General features: G+C 65.5%; 14 protein-coding genes. 3 read left to right on the top strand and 11 right to left on the bottom strand.

What is annotated here, in order from left to right:
- Positions 1-258 precede the first annotated feature (258 nt).
- The gene (prpR, locus tag PQR42_RS19705) at positions 259-2,226 is read left to right on the top strand and encodes a propionate catabolism operon regulatory protein PrpR (protein WP_408387020.1); all 1,968 of its coding nucleotides are present in this window, start codon (positions 259-261) and stop codon (positions 2,224-2,226) included.
- Here the strand turns inward: prpR and PQR42_RS19700 are convergent.
- The 11 genes from PQR42_RS19700 to PQR42_RS19650 form a co-directional block, all read right to left on the bottom strand.
- Complete coding sequence (locus PQR42_RS19700) at positions 2,183-2,602, bottom strand: helix-turn-helix domain-containing protein (RefSeq protein ID WP_408218966.1); 420 nt, start codon at positions 2,600-2,602, stop codon at positions 2,183-2,185. The two genes, prpR and PQR42_RS19700, sit on opposite strands and share 44 nt — an antisense overlap.
- Entirely contained in the window at positions 2,599-3,768 is a 1,170-nt protein-coding gene (locus PQR42_RS19695; RefSeq protein WP_408218963.1) for an NAD(P)/FAD-dependent oxidoreductase, read from the bottom strand. Before PQR42_RS19695 ends, PQR42_RS19700 begins: the two co-directional genes overlap by 4 nt.
- On the bottom strand, positions 3,765-5,147 hold the full coding sequence (locus PQR42_RS19690; RefSeq protein ID WP_408218960.1) for an FAD/NAD(P)-dependent oxidoreductase: 1,383 nt from the start codon (positions 5,145-5,147) through the stop codon (positions 3,765-3,767). The genes PQR42_RS19695 and PQR42_RS19690 overlap by 4 nt, the downstream gene beginning before the upstream one ends.
- Positions 5,132-5,446 (bottom strand): (2Fe-2S)-binding protein, encoded by a 315-nt coding sequence (locus PQR42_RS19685; RefSeq protein WP_408218957.1) that lies wholly within the window; start codon positions 5,444-5,446, stop codon positions 5,132-5,134. Before PQR42_RS19685 ends, PQR42_RS19690 begins: the two co-directional genes overlap by 16 nt.
- Positions 5,443-7,287, bottom strand: a complete 1,845-nt coding sequence (locus tag PQR42_RS19680; protein WP_408218954.1) for an ABC transporter ATP-binding protein — start codon at positions 7,285-7,287, stop codon at positions 5,443-5,445. The genes PQR42_RS19685 and PQR42_RS19680 overlap by 4 nt, the downstream gene beginning before the upstream one ends.
- Positions 7,287-8,237, bottom strand: a complete 951-nt coding sequence (locus tag PQR42_RS19675; RefSeq protein WP_408218952.1) for an ABC transporter permease — start codon at positions 8,235-8,237, stop codon at positions 7,287-7,289. The genes PQR42_RS19680 and PQR42_RS19675 overlap by 1 nt, the downstream gene beginning before the upstream one ends.
- A complete protein-coding gene (locus tag PQR42_RS19670) occupies positions 8,234-9,187 on the bottom strand; it encodes an ABC transporter permease (protein ID WP_408387021.1) in 954 nt (317 codons plus the stop codon). Before PQR42_RS19670 ends, PQR42_RS19675 begins: the two co-directional genes overlap by 4 nt.
- Positions 9,188-9,305: 118 nt before the next feature.
- Positions 9,306-10,922 carry an ABC transporter substrate-binding protein gene (locus tag PQR42_RS19665; protein ID WP_408218946.1) on the bottom strand — a complete coding sequence of 539 codons (1,617 nt, stop codon included), beginning with the start codon at positions 10,920-10,922 and terminating at the stop codon, positions 9,306-9,308.
- An 80-nt stretch (positions 10,923-11,002) separates the two neighbouring features.
- On the bottom strand, positions 11,003-12,277 hold the full coding sequence (locus PQR42_RS19660; RefSeq protein ID WP_408387022.1) for an NAD(P)/FAD-dependent oxidoreductase: 1,275 nt from the start codon (positions 12,275-12,277) through the stop codon (positions 11,003-11,005).
- 45 nt (positions 12,278-12,322) lie between these two features.
- On the bottom strand, positions 12,323-12,991 hold the full coding sequence (locus tag PQR42_RS19655; protein ID WP_408218940.1) for a haloacid dehalogenase type II: 669 nt from the start codon (positions 12,989-12,991) through the stop codon (positions 12,323-12,325).
- Positions 12,992-13,227: 236 nt separating this feature from the next.
- Entirely contained in the window at positions 13,228-14,706 is a 1,479-nt protein-coding gene (locus tag PQR42_RS19650) for an aldehyde dehydrogenase family protein (RefSeq protein ID WP_408218937.1), read from the bottom strand.
- Between the two features lie 278 nt (positions 14,707-14,984).
- Here PQR42_RS19650 and PQR42_RS19645 point away from each other — a divergent pair, with 278 nt between their 5' ends.
- Together PQR42_RS19645 and PQR42_RS19640 are read left to right on the top strand one after the other, a co-directional pair.
- Complete coding sequence (locus tag PQR42_RS19645) at positions 14,985-15,857, top strand: GNAT family N-acetyltransferase (protein WP_408387023.1); 873 nt, start codon at positions 14,985-14,987, stop codon at positions 15,855-15,857.
- A 5-nt stretch (positions 15,858-15,862) separates the two neighbouring features.
- Entirely contained in the window at positions 15,863-16,789 is a 927-nt protein-coding gene (locus tag PQR42_RS19640) for a 2-hydroxyacid dehydrogenase (protein ID WP_408387024.1), read from the top strand.
- Positions 16,790-16,950: the final 161 nt, after the last annotated feature.

Raw genomic sequence — 16,950 nt, 5'->3', positions numbered from 1 at the left:
TGCGCCTGCGTTCGACGTGCTGTTGTCTGCTTCACTCATGACTTCGTCTCCAGATTGCATGGGGGGATGCTTTTGACCGCAGCCTCAAATGCAAGGAACGGGCCAGCCGTTCCGGCGCCCGCTAAGTGCCTGATTTCACTAAAGACGGCCGCCCGCGTCAGCTTGCATTTCATTTCACAACTGAAATGCGAATTTCAAATTGGAAATGGATGCGCGCATAATAGACGGACGTTCCCAGCCCGCCGCGAGCGCCCAGCCTTGAGCACACCTCTTTTCGAAACCGCCCAGCGCCCCCGCATCTGGGCCGTCAGCATCAGCCGCCTGCGCGATCTGTTTTTCGACATCGCCGGCGAATATGTGGAGCGCGCGGATCTGCGCATCGTGTCCCACGGCTTCGAAGACGCCGTGCGAGAGATCGACGCCGCGGGCGCGGGTCGTCCGGACGTGGTGATTGCCGGCGGCTCGAACGGCGCGTATCTGAAGACGCGCGTGTCGGTGCCGGTCGTGCTGATCGGCCCGACCGGCTTCGACGTGATGCACGCGCTCGCGCGGGCGCGGCGCGACGGCGCGAAGGTCGCGCTCGTCACGCACGGCAACACGCCTGACGAAGTGCGGCGCTTCACGGCCGCCTATGCGCTCGAGGTCACGTTCGCTTCCTATCAATCGGCGCAGGATGCGGAGAGCGTCGTGCTCGATCTGCGCGATCGCGGCATCGACGTGGTGGTCGGCCCCGGACTCGTCACCGACCTCGCCGCGAATGCCGGCATGGGCGCGGTATTTCTGTATTCGCGCGCGTCGGTGCGCGCGGCCTTCGACACCGCGCTCGAAGTCGCCCAGGCCACGCGCCGCGAAACCATCCGGCGTCAACGGCTCGACAATCTGCTGCAGCATCTGCGCGACGGCGTCGTCGCGCTCGACGCGCAAGGCCGCGTCGAAGCGATGAACCAGCGCCTCGCCGGCGTGCTCGGTCTCGACGCGGCGCATGCCGTGGGCCGCGTGCTGCTCGAACTCGCGCCCGATCTCGCGGGCAGCCTGCCGGACGCGGACGGCGACACGTTGTGCACGGTGCGTGGCGTGAGCTATGTCGTGCATCGCGGGCCGCTGGCGAGCAGTGGCGCGGCGGCGGGCACGGTGCTGACGTTCCAGGAATCGCGCGCGGTCGAACGGCTCGACCGGACGCTGCGTTCACGCCAGCGCGTGCAGCAATTCAGCGCGCGTTACCGGCTCGACGATATCGTCGGCGCGTCCGAATCGATCGAACGGGTGCGCGCGCTCGTGCGGCGCTATGCCCGCTCGGACGCCACCGTGTTGATTCTCGGCGAAAGCGGCACGGGTAAGGAGATGGTCGCGCAGAGCATGCATCAGTTGAGCGCGCGGCGCGACTTCGCGTTCGTCGCGATCAATTGCGGCGCGTTTCCCGAGGCGCTGCTGGAGAGCGAACTGTTCGGCTACGAGGAAGGTGCATTCACCGGCGCGCGCAAGGGCGGCAAGGCGGGGCTGATCGAAGTGGCGCACCGCGGCACGCTGTTCCTCGATGAAATCGGCGAGATGCCACTGTCGTTGCAAAGCCGGCTGTTGCGCGTGCTGCAGGAACGCGAAGTCGTGCGGCTTGGTTCGACGGAGCCGACGCGGGTCGATATTCGCGTGGTCGCGGCGACGCATCGCGCGTTGACCGAGGGCATCGAAGCGGGCAGCTTTCGCGCCGACCTCTACTATCGGCTCAACATTCTGAGCATCGCGCTGCCGCCGTTGCGCGAGCGTCCGACCGATCTGCTGCCGCTCGCCGTCGAACTGCTATTGCAATCCGCCGCACGCGAACCGCGGCTCGCGGCGCGCTTGCCGGACGCGGCCGCCGCCGAACGCCTGCTCGCCGCGCTCGACGAGCCGCTCAAGCGTTACGCGTGGCCCGGCAACGTGCGCGAATTGCAGAACGTGATCGAACGGATCGCGGTCGAACTCGCCGACATTGACGTAGATGCACTGCCCGAAAACGCCACTGACACCGTCCTCACACGCGATATGTTGCGCACGGTCGCGCCTGAAATCGTCGAGCCGCACGCGCGCGCAAAGAAATCCGCTTTAACCCTGCGCGAACGCAGCCGTCACGTGGAGGCCGACGAAATCCGCGCCGCGCTTGCCGCGCACGACGGCGATCGCGACGCGGTCTGCGAGGCGCTCGGCATCAGCAAGACGACGTTATGGCGGAAGCTGAACGCGACGCCGTAGGCGCGCCACTCAAGCCAATCGAGCCACTCGCACCGGCATGCCTTGCCGCGTTAACGCCAGCGCGCGCGATGAACATGCTGGGCGTCATGCCGCAGCATCGCTTGAAATGGCGGCCGAAATGGCTTTGATCGAAGAAGCCAACCTCCGTCGCCACGACCGATCCCGGCACGCCTTCGAGCAATAGCGTCTGCGCGCGCTGAATCCGCAGGCCGCACAGATAGCGGTACGGCGACGATCCGTATTGCTGCCGGAACACCGTGGCGAAGCGCGACACGCTGAGCGCGGACAGCGCGGCGAGTTGCGCAAGCGTCACCGGTTCGTCGAAATGGGCTTCGATGAAAGCGCGGGCGGCATTGAGGCTGATGGACTGTTTCATGACGTCACGATGGTCGAGCGGACCGCCGGTTGTTTCGTGAAGCGCCGGATGGAAAACGCGTCGAGCGGAATCCCCGTGCTGCCCGTATCGACAAGTTCCGCCAGCGTCTCGCCGACGCCCGGGCCAATCTGAAAACCCGACCCGCTGAAGCCGAACGCGTAGAACAATCCGTCGACCTGGCCGCTCGGACCGATTACCGGCTCGCTGTCGGGCAGATAGCTTTCCACCCCGCTCCACACGCGAATCACATGCAGCGGCGCCAACGCGGGCACGAGTCGGCGCATCTGCGCCAGTTGCCGCACGGTGTTGATTGGCAACACGGAAGCGCGGCTCGTCACGGCGTCGGCGGGACCGGCAGGACCGCCGCCGACGATGATGTTGCCGCGCGGAATCTGGCGAAAGTAAATGCTCTCTTCCTTGATCGACGTGAACACGCCGATCGACGACTTGAACACGTAGGGAACCGGCTCCGTCACGCACATTTGCGGCCCGCGCGCGGTGAGCGGCACGGATTCGCCGAACTGTTCGGTCAGCCGGCTCGCCCACGCGCCCGCGCAGATCACGAGCTGCGCCGCCCAGTACACGTCGCCGCGCGCACTTTCCACGCGAAACCGGCTACCGTCTTTCTCGACGCGCACGATCTCCGTGTCCTCGATCACCTGCGCGCCAAGCCGCGCCGCCGCGCGGCCGAACGCGGGCGCGGCGAGGCGCGGGTTGGCGTGACCGTCGAGCGGCGAGATCGAAGCCGCCAGCACCTCGCGGCCGAGAAACGGAAAACGCCTGAACATCGCTTCGCCGTGCAGCACTTCGAGCTCGAGACCGTGGGCGCGCGCGTCGATTGCGTACTGGTCGAAATTCTCGACGTCCTTCTGGTGGTAGCACACACGCGTATGGCCCGACGGCAGAAACTCGACGTCCTCGCCGAGCAGTTCCGCCGAGCGTTGCCACGTGCGCAGCGCGCGGTTGGCCATCGCCAGTTGCGGCAGCGCGCGGCCCTGACGGCGAATGCCGCCGAAGTTCACGCCGCTCGCCTGCTGTCCGGTGAGTCCGCGTTCGAGCAGAATCACCGAGCGGTTGCGCTGGCGCAGGAAGAACGCCGTCGTCGTTCCCATGATGCCGCCGCCGATCACGATCACATCGGCTTCGTTGCGGGTCGTCGCGCTCATTCGATCACCTCGTCGCTCGCCTCTTCGGTCAGCGCCACGGGTAGCGGTTTGACCGGCGCCTGGCCGCGCAGCCGTCCCACTGACGACAGCGGCACGCACGCCGCCGCCGCGATGATTTCCGCGCCCGCATGACCGCAATAGCGCCCCTGGCAGCGGCCCATGCCGACGCGCGAAAACGCCTTCGCGCGATTGGCTTCCCTGGCGCCGGTCGCCTGCACCACGCGGCGCAGTTCGCCGGCCGTGATCGCTTCGCAACGGCAGACTATCGTTTCGTCCGGCAGCGACGCGGCGAATTTCGCCGGCCACGGGAAGGCTTCACGCAAGCCCGCGGCAAAACGCGTGAAGCGCGCGAGTTCGACGCGCAGGCGCTCCATGCCGTTGACCGCCATGCCGTGATCCTGCAAGGCGGCCAATGCGGCGAGACGGCCCGAACGTTCCGCTGCATCCGCGCCGCGCACGCGTGCGCCGTCGCCCGCCAGATAGACGCCCTTGATGCTGCTGCGGCCGTCGGCGTCGATTTGCGGCAGCCACTGCCGGGCGTTCTCGTCGAACAGGAAGCGGCAACCCGCGAGATCCGCGAGTTGTGTCTCGGGCCGCAGGTGATAGCCAAGCGCGACGGCATCGCACGTCAGTTCGAGTCGCTTGCCGCCGGTCAACGCGACTTCGACCGCGCTCACGCCGTCTTGCGGCGAGCCTTTGATTTCGAGCGGCTGCACGCCGCGATGAACCGGCACGCGCGCGTCGGCCAGCACGCGCGTCAACGCGATGCCTTTTCTGAGCGCGGCGGGAATCGCCAGCAGGCGCGGCAACGCGGCCACGCGTTGCATGAACGTCGAAGTGTCGAGCACCGCCGCCACTTGTGCGCCAGCCTTCACGTACTGCGCGGCCACGAGATACAGAAGCGGACCGCTGCCCATCATCACGATGCGCGAGCCGATCGCGCAGCCTTGCGATTTCAGCGCGACCTGCGCGCCGCCGAGGCTATAGGTACCGGCCTGGTGCCAGCCCTTGACCGGCATTAGCCGGTCAGTGGCGCCGCTGCAGACGATCAGCGCGTCGAACGCGAGCGTGTGATATCGCGTGCCGCTCACCAGATGCACGGTGTTCGGCGAGATATTCCAGACCAGCGTTTCCGGCAGATAGTCGATGCTGCTCTTCAACGCGTCGAAGCTCTGATGCAGCGACGCGGCGCGCTCGGCCTCGGTGCCATAGAGCGTCTCGTAGCTGCGCGAAAAACCTTCCGGCTGACGTCGATAAATCTGCCCGCCGTCACGCCGCCCTTCGTCGACCACGACAGGCCGCAGCCCCGCTTCGACCAACGCCTGCGCCGCACGCACGCCCGCCGGCCCGGCCCCGATGATGACTACGCGCGGGGCCATACACCCTCCGCGGCTTCCGCCAGCTTCGTGACGATCGACATGCCGGGCATCGCCGGCGTGCTGCACGCACGCACGCGCTCGCCTTGCGCGGTCCACACCCAGCAATCCTGGCAGGCGCCCATCAGACAGAAACCGGCGCGCCGGCCATCGCCGAATTCGGAGTCGCGCAACGTGGCCGTGCCGGTGAGCAACGCGACCATCAGCGTGTCGCCTTCGGCGGCCTCGCGCACGACGCCGTCCACGGTAATCGGAAAGGTCTTGCGGCCCGTTTCCGCGAGGCGCACAAATCGTCCGCTCATGCCGGGGTCGCCTCCACGGTCTGCAAACGGTTCAGTTCGGCGACCGGATGGTGGCACAGAATCTCCGCGCCCGAAGGCAGCTTCTTCAACGAGGGCGGCGTCATGTTGCACTTGCCGTCGATACGCACCGGACAACGCGCGCGGAACGAGCACAACTCGGCAACGTCGGCGCTCTCGCCCATGGCCGGCAAGGCGGTCGCGACGATGTCACGGCGCGCGTCGAGCCAGCCGGGTTTCAACGCCGGCACCGAATCCACCAGCAAGCCCGTGTACGGGTGATACGGCGGCGCCGCGAGCACCTCGCGCTGGCCCGCTTCCACGCGATGCCCCGCATACAGCACGATCACCTCGTCGCAGATCGCGCGCACCGTCGAAATATCGTGGCTGATGAACATGTACGACACGCCCAGTTCGCGCCGCAATTCGGCGAGCAGATCGAGGATCGCCGCGCCGACCACCGTGTCGAGCGCGGAGGTCACTTCGTCGCACAGAATCAAGGCGGGATCGGCGGCGAGCGCACGCGCCAGATTCACGCGCTGCTTCTGGCCGCCCGACAGTCCGGCGGGCGTGCGCGTGGCGATGCTAGCCGGCAGCTTCACCAGATCGAGCAGTTCCAGCATGCGTTTCTTCGCCGCCGAGCCACGCAGATGGTGATAGAACGCGAGCGGCCGGCCCAGGATATCGGCGATCGAGTGGCTCGGATTGAGCGCCGTGTCGGCGTTCTGAAACACGATCTGAATCTGGCGATACTGCTCCGGCGTGCGGCGCGAGATTTGTGCCGGCAGCGGTTCGCCGTTGAACAGCACCTCGCCGCGCGCCCGGTCGACGAGACCCGCCACCACGCGCGCGAGCGTCGTCTTGCCGGAGCCGGATTCGCCGATCACGCCGAGCGTGCTGCCGCGCGGGATCGACAGACTGACGTCGTCCAGCACGCGCACGGCGGGCTGGCCGTGGCGATCGATGCGGCCATAGCCCGCGGACAGTCCGCGAATCTCCAGCAGCGGCGGCACGTGTTTGCCGAGATTCGGCGGCAACGTCAGCACGGCTTCCGGTCGGCGTGTGGCTGCCAGCAACTGACGCGTGTAGGCATCCACGGGCGCGTCGAGCACTTGCGCGACCGCGCCGTTCTCCTTCACCGCGCCGCCGTTCAACACGACGATGCGGTCCGCCATTTGCGCGACCACCGCCAGATCGTGCGACACATACACGGCCGTGGTGCCGAGTTCACGGATCACCTTCTTGAAGGCCGCGAGCACTTCGATCTGCGTGGTGACGTCGAGCGCGGTGGTCGGCTCGTCGAACACGACGACGGCCGGATCGGTGATCAAGGCCATCGCCGCCATCAAGCGCTGCAACTGACCGCCGGATACCTGATGCGGATAGCGCTCGCCGATCGTTTCCGGCGCGGGCAGCGCGAGCGAGCGGAACAGTTCGACCGCCTTGGCGGATGCCGCCTCTTTCGTCATCAGGTGATGCAGCAGCGCCGGCTCGATGACCTGATCCATGATCGTGCGCGCCGGATTGAAGCCGGCCGACGCGCTCTGCGCGACGTACGCGACGGTGCGCGCGCGCAACGCGCGGCGGCCCTTCGCATCGAGCGACAACACCTCGACCTCGCCGACGCGCACCGACCCGCCGCTGATCGCGCAGCCCGCACGCGCATAGCCGAGCAGCGACAGCGCGATGGTGGTCTTGCCCGAACCAGACTCGCCGATCAGCGCGAGCACTTCGCCCTTCTTTACCGAGAAATCGACGCCCTTGACGATCTCCGTCACCGCCCCCGGCGCGGCACCCGCGACGACTCTCAGGCCCTTCACTTCAATCATGTCGCGCTCAGCCATCACGCACCTCCATGCCTACGGCTGCGACGCCGCAAGTTGTCGATCAGCAGATTCATGCCGATGGTCAGCGTCGCGATCGCGACGGCCGGCATCAGCACGGCGGGCGCGCCCTCCGACAAGCCGCCGATGTTCTCGCGCACGAGCGAACCCCAATCGGCGTTCGGCGGCTGCACGCCGAGACCGAGGAAGCTCAGCCCGCTCAGCAGCAACACGATGAACACGAAGCGCAGGCCGAAATCGGCGAGCATCGGATGAATCATGTTGGGCAGCACCTCGACCCGCGCGATATAGAAGATGCCTTCGCCGCGCGCTCTTGCCACCTGCACGTATTCGAGGCCCATCACGTTGACCGCGAGCGAGCGCGAAATGCGGAACGCGCCGGGAATGTAGGCCACCGCGGCGACCGTCGTCAGCATCGGAATCGACGAACCGAACGCGGCGATCACGACAAGCGCGAGCACCTTGCTCGGAATCGAAATGAGCGCGTCGAACAGACGGCTCAGGATTTCATCGACCCAGCGGCCCGACACCGCCGCGAGCAGGCCGAAGAACGTGCCGATCACGCTGGCGAGCACCGCCGCGGCAAGCGCGAGGCCGACCGTGTAGCGCGCGCCGTAGAGAATCCGGCTGAGCATGTCGCGGCCGAGATAGTCGGTGCCGAGCGGATACGCCGCGCTGTAGCGGCCGAAAATTTCCGTCGAGGTCAGCGCGCCGCCTTTGTACGGCGCGACCAGCGGTCCGATGAACGCGACCAGCAGCCAGAACGCGACCATCAGCAGACCGATCAGGCCGAGTACCGAGAAGCGGTGCACGAGGCGTTTGAGCACGCCCTGTTTCAGCGCCGCCACTTCCACGGGCGCGGGTTCGATGACCACTTCGTCACGGCGCACATCGTACAGCTCCGTGCCGGCGTGAGGAACATGGTGGGGATTGGTAGGTTGGCTCATCATCGACGCAGCCTCGGGTTGGATACGATTTGACACAGGTCGGCGATCAGCACGAGTGCGAGATACGCCGCGCAGAACACCATCACGCAGCCCTGCACGAGCGGCATGTCACGGTTGGTCACCGCGTCCACCATCAGGCTCGCGAGGCCAGGATAGTTGAAGATCGACTCGACGATCACCACGCCGCCGAACAGATACGACAGGCTCAGCGCCACGGCATTGGCAATCGGCCCGATGGTGTTCGGCAACACATGCCGCCACACCACGCGCACCGGCGAAGCGCCTTTAAGCAAGGCCATTTCCACATACGACGAATTGAGCTGATCGAGCACCGCGGCGCGCGTCATGCGCGCCATCTGAGCGACCAGCACGCAGCACAGCGTCATCACCGGCATCGCGTAGATGCGCAGCAGCGCGCCGAACGAATGCACTTCCGACAGATACGACAGCGCCGGCAGCCAGCGCAGCTTGACGGCGAAGATCAGCACGGCGATCGTCGCGATCAGGAACTCCGGCACGGCCACCGTGGAGAGCGTCAGCACGTTGAGCGTGCGATCGAGCAGCGAGCCGCGGAACATCGCCGACGAAATGCCGATCAACAGCGCCACCGGCACCGAGACCAGCGCCGTCAGACCGGCCAGCACCAGCGAATTCGGCAGACGCGTCGCGATCAACTGGCTGACGGGGAGATTGTTCGACAACGAGGTGCCGAAGTTGCCGCTGACCACATGAAGGAGCCACACGAAGTAGCGCTGCAGCGCGGGCTGGTCGAGGCCGAACTGATGCCGCAAGGCGGCCACGGCTTCGGGGGTTGCCGCCTGGCCGAGCGCCTGCTGGGCCGCGTCGCCGGGAAGCAGCCCGGTGACAGCGAACACGATCGCCGACACCAGCAGCAGCGTGAGCAGCGCGAGGCCGAGGCGCGCGGCAATGAGACGTTGCGCATGTGCTTTCATCGAGAGTCGCCTCCTCAGTTGAAGCCGCGCGCCACAGATCAGCGGCGCGCGTGTTGCAGGGTGTGACTTTCCAGTTCGTCAGACCGGAAACCCTTCGTGACTGCCCAACAGATCCGGCTCAGGTTTCGAGCCAGACGTTTTCCGCGAACATGAAGCCCATCAGCCCGGCGAGCGGAATCGAGCCGAGGCCCTTGAGCTTGTTCGTATAGGCGTCGAGCGAACTCTGGAACAGAGGAATGCCGATACCACCCGTTTCATGCACCAGCACCTGCATGTCGCCGTAGATCTTCTTGCGCTTGGCGTCGTCCGGTTCACCGCGCGCGGCCACCAGCATCTGGTCGAACTTCGGGCTTTTCCAGTTCGCTTCGTTCCACGGTGCGTCCGACTTGAAGAACTGCGTGAAGATCACGTCGGCGCTCGGGCGCGCGTTGATGTTGCCGAAACCCAGCGGATGCTTCATCCAGTGGTTCGACCAGTAGCCGTCGGCCGGCACGCGCGACACCTGCAGATTCAAACCGGCTTGCGGCGCGACCTGCTGAAGGAACATCGCCATTTCAACCGAGCCTTCCGCCGCCGGCGACGCGAAAATCTGGATCGGCGCGCTGCCGACCTTGGCCTTCTGGAAATGGAACTTCGCCTTGTCCGGATCGAAGGCACGCTGCGGCAAGCCGGCCAGGTAGTACTTGTTGGTCGGATCGATCGGCTGGTCGTTGCCGATCGTGCCGTAACCCTGGAAGATCGCGCGGCGCATCTGCTCGCGGTCCTGCAGGTACATCATGCCGCGCCGGAAATCGTCGTTGCCGGTAATGCCGCCTTCGTCGCGCACGATCAGGTCGGTGTACAGGCCGGTCTTCGTCTCCAGCACGGAGAAACCACCCGCGCCCTTGATCTGCGTGGTCGAACGCGGGCTCACCGCGTTGATCAGTTGCACGTCGCCGGAGAGCAGCGCGTTCACGCGCGCCGATTCGTCGCCGATGCCGATCAGTTCGACCTCGTCGAGATGCGGCATGCCCGGCTTCCAGTACTTCTCGTTTCTCACGCCGACGGTGCGCACGCCCGGCGAGAATTCCTTGAGCTTGAACGGGCCCGTGCCGACCGCCGTTTTGAAATCCTTGGTGCCGTCCTTGATGATCTGGAAATGCGAGGTGGCGAGGATCACCGGCAGATCGGCGTTCGGACCGTCCAGCGTGATCGTCACTTCGTTCGGGCCGGTCGCCTTCACTTCCTTGATCTGGTCGGCCAGTGTCTTCGCTTTCGAAGCGGTCGCCGGATCCTTGTGGCGCATGATCGAAAACACCACGTCGGCCGGCGCGAGCGCCTTGCCGTCGTGAAACTGTACGCCGCTGCGCAGCTTGACGACCCACACGGTGGCATCTTTCGTATCGAGCGAGGTCGCCAGCGACATCTTCGCGCCGAGATGCGGATCGAGTTCGGTCAGGCAGTTGTAGAACATGAAGCCGCGAACGTAATCGGTACCGAGCGCGCCCTTTGCTGGGTCGAGCGTATCGGCCGCGGACGCGGACTGCGTCGCCACGCGGATCTTGCCGCCCTGCTTCGGCTTCGCCTGCGCAAAGGCCGCACCGCTCGCGCTCAGCAAACCGGCGCCCGTGACCGACATCATGCCGGCCGCGGCCATCGCGCGCAGCACGTCGCGCCGCGAGGCGCCCCTGGCCGTCAATCGCTCCAACCCGGTGCCGAGTTCAAGAGCGCCATGTTGCGAGTTTTCCTTATTCATCGAACTTCTCCGCGAGGGTGAGCAATGGGGTTAAGCAGGCGTGGCTGCGTGGTTTTGACTGCCAGTCGAACAACAAACGATCAATAAAAAATGTCTTTGATGCGGTAGTACGTGCCCACGAGCGGCAAGAACCAGGGTTTGCCGGTATGGCCGGGAATCGCGGGCCACTCCGACTCGCGCCACGGATTCCGGTCTTCATGGCCGTCCATCACGTCGGCCATCACCTGGCCCATGTGCGTCGACATCTGCGTGCCGTGGCCGCTGTAGCCCATCGAGAAATAGATGCCGTCGTGCTGCCCGGCATGCGGCAAACGGTCGGCGCTCATGTCCACCAGACCGCCCCAGCAATAGTCGATGCGCGCGCTCGCGAGCATCGGGAACATCGCGGCGAGGCCTTCCTGCAGGATGCGTCCGCTCTTCGCATCGGACGGCCGCTCGGACGCCGTGAAGCGCGCCCGGCCGCCGAACAGCAAACGCGAATCGGGCGTCACGCGGAAGTAGTTGTGCATCAAACGCGTGGTCGTGTACGCGCGCCGGTTCGGAAACACGTGCGCCAGCAACTCGGGCGCCACGGGCTCCGTCACGACGATGAACGAACCGACCGGCGCGAGACGCCGCCGATACCAGCCAAACGGACCATGCCGCGACGGGCCGGTCGCGATCAGCACCTGCTTCGCGCGCACTTCGCCGCGCGCCGTGGTGACCCTGAAACCGCCGCCCTCTTTCACGATGGCGGTGACCGCCGCGTTCTCGTACAGCTTGGCGCCGCGGCGTACCGCGGCCTCGGCGAGCCCGACTGTGAACTTGCCCATATGCATCTGGCCGCCGTGCCGTTGCAGCAATCCGCCATAAAAACTGTCGGATTGAATTTCGCTGCGGATACGGCTGCGGTCGATCAGTTCGATATCCGTATCGACTTCACGGCGAATCGCTTCCGCCGTCTTCTCCAGATGCGCGAGATGATGCGGTTTCGACGCCAGCTTCAGCTTGCCGGTCGCGATGTAATTGCAGTCGATGTTTTCCTCGCGGATCAGACGCTCGACCGTGTCGACCGCATCCGAAAACGCGCGGTAGCAGGCGCTCGCGCGCTCCACACCGAGTTGCGCGACCAGCGCGACGAAGTCCTGCGCGACGCCGGTATTGACCTGCCCGCCGTTGCGCCCGGACGCGCCGCCGCCGATGCGGCCCGCGTCAAGTACGGTCACCGCGGCGCCGCGCTTGCCCAAGGCCTGCGCCGCCGACAGTCCGGTGAAGCCGCCGCCGATCACCACCACATCGGTCTGGCCGTCGACCGGACCCTCGCACGCCGACAGCAGTGGCGGCGCGGTGTCGAGCCAGTAGGAATCGAGCTTCATCCGGTCTGTCCTTGAGATGGGCAACGAGCGTGAAAAAACCGGCGCTTACAGACCGAGTTCCGAAGCCAGATGCGGAATGTCGTTGACCTCGTAGTACTGGTAGTAAGGCGTCGACGGTTCGTGGCCGCGCTTGACGAAGACCTTGTGCTTGATGCCCAGGTCGTGCGCGGTCATCAGGTCGTAGCGCAGGCTCGACGACACGTGCAGCACGTCTTCCGGATTGCAGTTGAGCTGGTCGAACATGTATTCGAAGCCTTGCATGCGCGGCTTGTACGACTGCGCCTGCTCCGCCGTGAAGACCTTGTGGAACGGTGCGCCGAGCTTGTCGACGTTGCTCTGGATCTGGTTGTTCGAAGCGTTCGAGAGAATCACCAGCTTGTACTTCTTCGCCAGACGCGAGACGCCTTCCGGCACGTCCGGATGCGGACCCCAGGTCGGCACGGCTTCATAGATGCTTTGGGCGCCCGCTTCGTTGAATTCGACGTTCATGCGCTTGCAGGCGCGGCGCAGCGCATTGACCACCACATCGCGGTACGGCTTCCACGCACCGAGCACTTCGTCGCGACGATAGCCCGAGTAAAACGCGACGAGCTTTTCCAGGTCTTCGCCGTTCAGCAAGTGGCCGTACTGCTCGCGCGTCATGTCGGCCATGTGGAATTTCGTCAGCGTGCCGTAGCAGTCGAAGGTGATGTATTTCGGTTCGAATTCGATCATGGTGCAGTCCTATCGTGATGGTGAACTCGCTGTCGGAGCTCATTGGCGAAAACCGTGAATGCTTATTCCTGTTAAAGATTTAATCAGCGCAAAAACATAGATGTTCCTGATTAGGGCGCTGCTGGTGACACAAACCATGCGTTTTGAGGCCGCGGACAGCACAGAATGCGGCGATCGGGCTGAAAGCCTTGCCCATGCTGGGTTTGCGGTCGGCATGCCAGACGGATGGCAGACGTTCAGGCACGCAGGTCGATCAATACGCTTTTGAAACGCAGGTTGGCCTCATAGGCCTGGCGCCCCAGGTCCTTGCCGATGCCGGAACGCTTGAAGCCGCCCGTGGGGATCATGAAGTCCGAGGTGCGCCCATAGCGGTTGACCCACACCGTGCCCGCTTCGAGCCCGCGAACGAAACGCAGCGCCCGGCCCAGGTCGGCGGTATGCACACCGGCCGCGAGGCCGTACTCGGGATGCTGCGCGAGCGCGAGCGCTTCTTCTTCGGTATCGAAGGTTTGCAGCGTCAGCACCGGACCGAAGACTTCTTCACGCACCGCTTCGGAGTGAGCCGTGACGTCAGTGAGCAAGGTCGGGGCGTAGAACGCGCCGTCAGCGCCGCCGTCCGCCCTGACGCCGCCGTAACGCAGCGTCGCGCCGGCTTCCAGCGTGCGTCCCACGATGCCTTCGATGCGCGCCGCCTGCGGCGCCGAGATGATCGGCGAGAGCGTGGTGCCGGCGGCCCATGTCGCGCCGGGCTTCAACTCGGCGAAGATCTTGCCGATGCGCTCGGCCAGCGGCTCGGCGAGACTTCGCTCGACCAGCAGACGCGACCCCGCCACGCACACTTGCCCCGCGTTGCCTGTGATCGCGCCGGCGATGCGGCGCGCCACGTCGTCCAGACGCGGCGCGTCGGCGAATACGATTTGCGGGCTCTTGCCGCCCAGTTCGAGCGTGACCGGCTTGGTGCCGCTGTTGGCGCACGCGGCCATGATCGACGCACCGGTGCGCGTGGAGCCCGTGAAGGTGACCTTGCTGATCTTCGGATGACGCACCAGTTCGTCGCCGGTCACTCTGCCATCGCCCTGGATCACGTTGAAGATGCCCGCGGGCACGCCAGCCTGCACGGCCAGCTCGGCGAGCCGCAAGACCGAGAACGGCGTCATCTCCGAAGGTTTGAGCACCACCGCATTGCCCGCCGCCAGCGCGGGGGCGATCTTCCACGAGGCCATGACCAGTGGGAAATTCCACGGCGCGATCGCGCCGATCACGCCATACGGCTCGGCGATCGTCATGCCCAGATGATCGTGATCCGTGGCCGCGACGTCGCCGCCCAGCTTGTCGGCGAACTCGGCATAAAAGCGGATGCCCTCGGCGGTGAACGGCACGTCCCAGCCGATCGCCTGCGCGATCGGACGCGTCGAGCCGAGCGCTTCCAGCCGGCCGAGCGTTGGCGCATCGGCTTCGACCAGCTCGGCGAAACGGCGCAGGATCTTCGCGCGCTCACGCGGCGCCATGCGCGCCCAGCCACTGTGTTTGAAAGCCTGCCAGGCGTTCTCGACCGCGCGGTCCACCATGCCGGCATCGGCGAGCGGCACCGACGCGTACACCACGCCGTCCGATGGACGCGCCACCTCGATACGGCGCTCGCCCGCCTCGACATATTCACCGCCGATGTAATGTCCGCTGCGAATCGCGACGTCGTCCGGATTGAAGCTGTCCATGAGAAAAGTTTCCTTGTGACTGGCTGGTGGTTCCGTGCGGTGCGTTTCGTGAACGCCGCCGCCATGACAAAATCGTAGAGCCGCGGGCCTGGCATATGTCGCCGACAAAAATCGCCACGCAGCAGAACTCACCTGTAATGCCCGCCCATACCTGGCGTTTTGCATCGAATTTCAATGCGGCCCTTTCCAGGGCTCGCGATAAAAAGATCGTCCTAGTCACACCGCGCACCGGATGACACAGTGACGGCGTAAGCCTTCAGTCAATCAGGGAGTACGGCGTGTCCGATTCGATTACCTATAGACGCTTCACCCTCGACGACATCGCCGCCGCGCACGCGTTGACGGTCGAACTCAAATGGCCGCATCGCGCGGACGACTGGAGATTCGTCGCGCAGCTGGGCGTGGGTTTCGTCGCGGAAGACGCGAGCGGCGTGATCGGCACCGCCCTGTGCTGGAAATACGGCGCCGAATGCGCGTCGCTCGGCATGGTGATCGTGTCGCCGGCGCAACAAGGGCGCGGCATCGGCAGAAAGCTGATGGAACTGGTGCTCGAAGAACTGGGCGGCCGCGTCACGTTCCTGCACGCCACCACCGCGGGCCAGCCACTGTATGAAAAGCTCGGCTTTCGCGCGACCGGCACGCTCGACCAGCATCAGGGCGCGGCGTTCCAGCCACCTCTCGTGTCGCTGCCGCCGGGCGAGCGTTTGCGCCCGCTCGGTTCGAGCGACACCGCGCGGCTGGTCGAACTGGCCTCGGCGGCCAGCGGTCTGGATCGCGGCGAAGTCTTGCCCGCGCTGCTGGGCACCGCCGACGGCATCGCGCTCGACCGCGACGGCGAACTGATCGGCTTCGCATTGTTTCGCCGCTTCGGACGTGGCTTTGCGATCGGTCCGGTCGTCACGCCCGCCTCGGAGGATTCGAGCCGCGCCAAGGCGCTCATCAGCCACTGGCTGGCGCTGAATGAAGGCGTGTTCGTGCGTATCGACACCCCCGGCGAAAGCGGTCTGACCGAGTGGCTGGAGCAGTTGGGCTTGCCGCGCGTGGATACGGTCGTCAAAATGGTCCGCCCCGCCACGCCGGGCGAGCCCGCGAGCGGCGGACAGGATGCGCATTACCTGCAATACGGCATCATCAACCAGGCAATCTGCTGACCATCATGGCCTTCCTCTATAAAGCCGACCCGGCGCGCGGCGCCCAGTGGGCGAAACTCTTCGCGCAGAAAGCGCCGGATCTGCCGTTTCATATCTGGCCCGATCTCGGCGACCCGGCCGCGATCCGCTATCTCGCCGCCTGGCAGCCGCCGGAAGATCCGACGCGCACCTTCCCTAATCTGGAAGTCGTGTTCTCGGTCGGGGCGGGCATCGATCAGTTCGATCTGTCGGGCGTACCGGAGCATGTGCCCGTCGTGCGCATGATCGAGCCGGGGATCGTCGAAGGCATGGTCGAATACGTCACGCAGGCCGTGCTGACGATTCATCGCGATCTGTTCGACTATGGTCTTCAGCAACAGCAGCAGGTCTGGCGCGAGTTGCCGCTCAAGCCGGCCAGCCAGCGTCGCGTCGGTGTGCTCGGGCTCGGCGTGTTGGGCACGGCCGTGCTGGAAAGACTGCGGTTGTTCGGCTTCGACTGTGCGGGATGGAGCCGTTCGGGTCGCGAGATCGAAGGCGTGGCGTGTTATGCGGGTGAAACCGCACTGGATGCGTTTCTCGCGCGTACCGATATCCTGATCTGCCTGCTGCCGCTCACGCCGGCCACGCGCGGGCTGCTCGACGCGGCGTTGTTCGCGAAGCTGCCGCGCGGCGCGTCGCTGATTCAAACGGGTCGTGGTCCGCATCTGAATCAGCAGGACTTGCTGGCGGCGCTCGAGAGCGGCCAGTTGCAGAACGCCATTCTCGATGTCACCGATCCCGAGCCGTTGCCCGCCGGTCATGCGTTGTGGACGCATCCACGCGTGCGCATCACGCCGCATATCGCCAGCGCGACGCGGCCGGAAACCGCCGTCGACGTGGTGCTGGAGAATCTGCGCCGTCATCGCGAAGGCTTGCCCATGGTTGGCCAGATCGACCGCGCGCAAGGCTATTGAGGGCGGCACCGGATGAAACGCCCGCGTGGCGCGGCTTTTCAGCGTCCGCAGCAGAAAATGCCAAGACCGTGCATCAAAACGCGTCGCGCGCGCTTTTCGGGCAATTGTTTAGGTGAGCAGGCGATCGTCGCTGATCAGTAGTATGGAACGGTCAATAGCCC

Source organism: Paraburkholderia sediminicola (assembly GCF_046027355.1).
GTDB lineage: Bacteria > Pseudomonadota > Gammaproteobacteria > Burkholderiales > Burkholderiaceae > Paraburkholderia > Paraburkholderia sediminicola_B.
The sequence above is the reverse complement of the archived record's forward strand: the minus strand, read 5'-3'. Positions and strand labels throughout refer to the sequence as shown.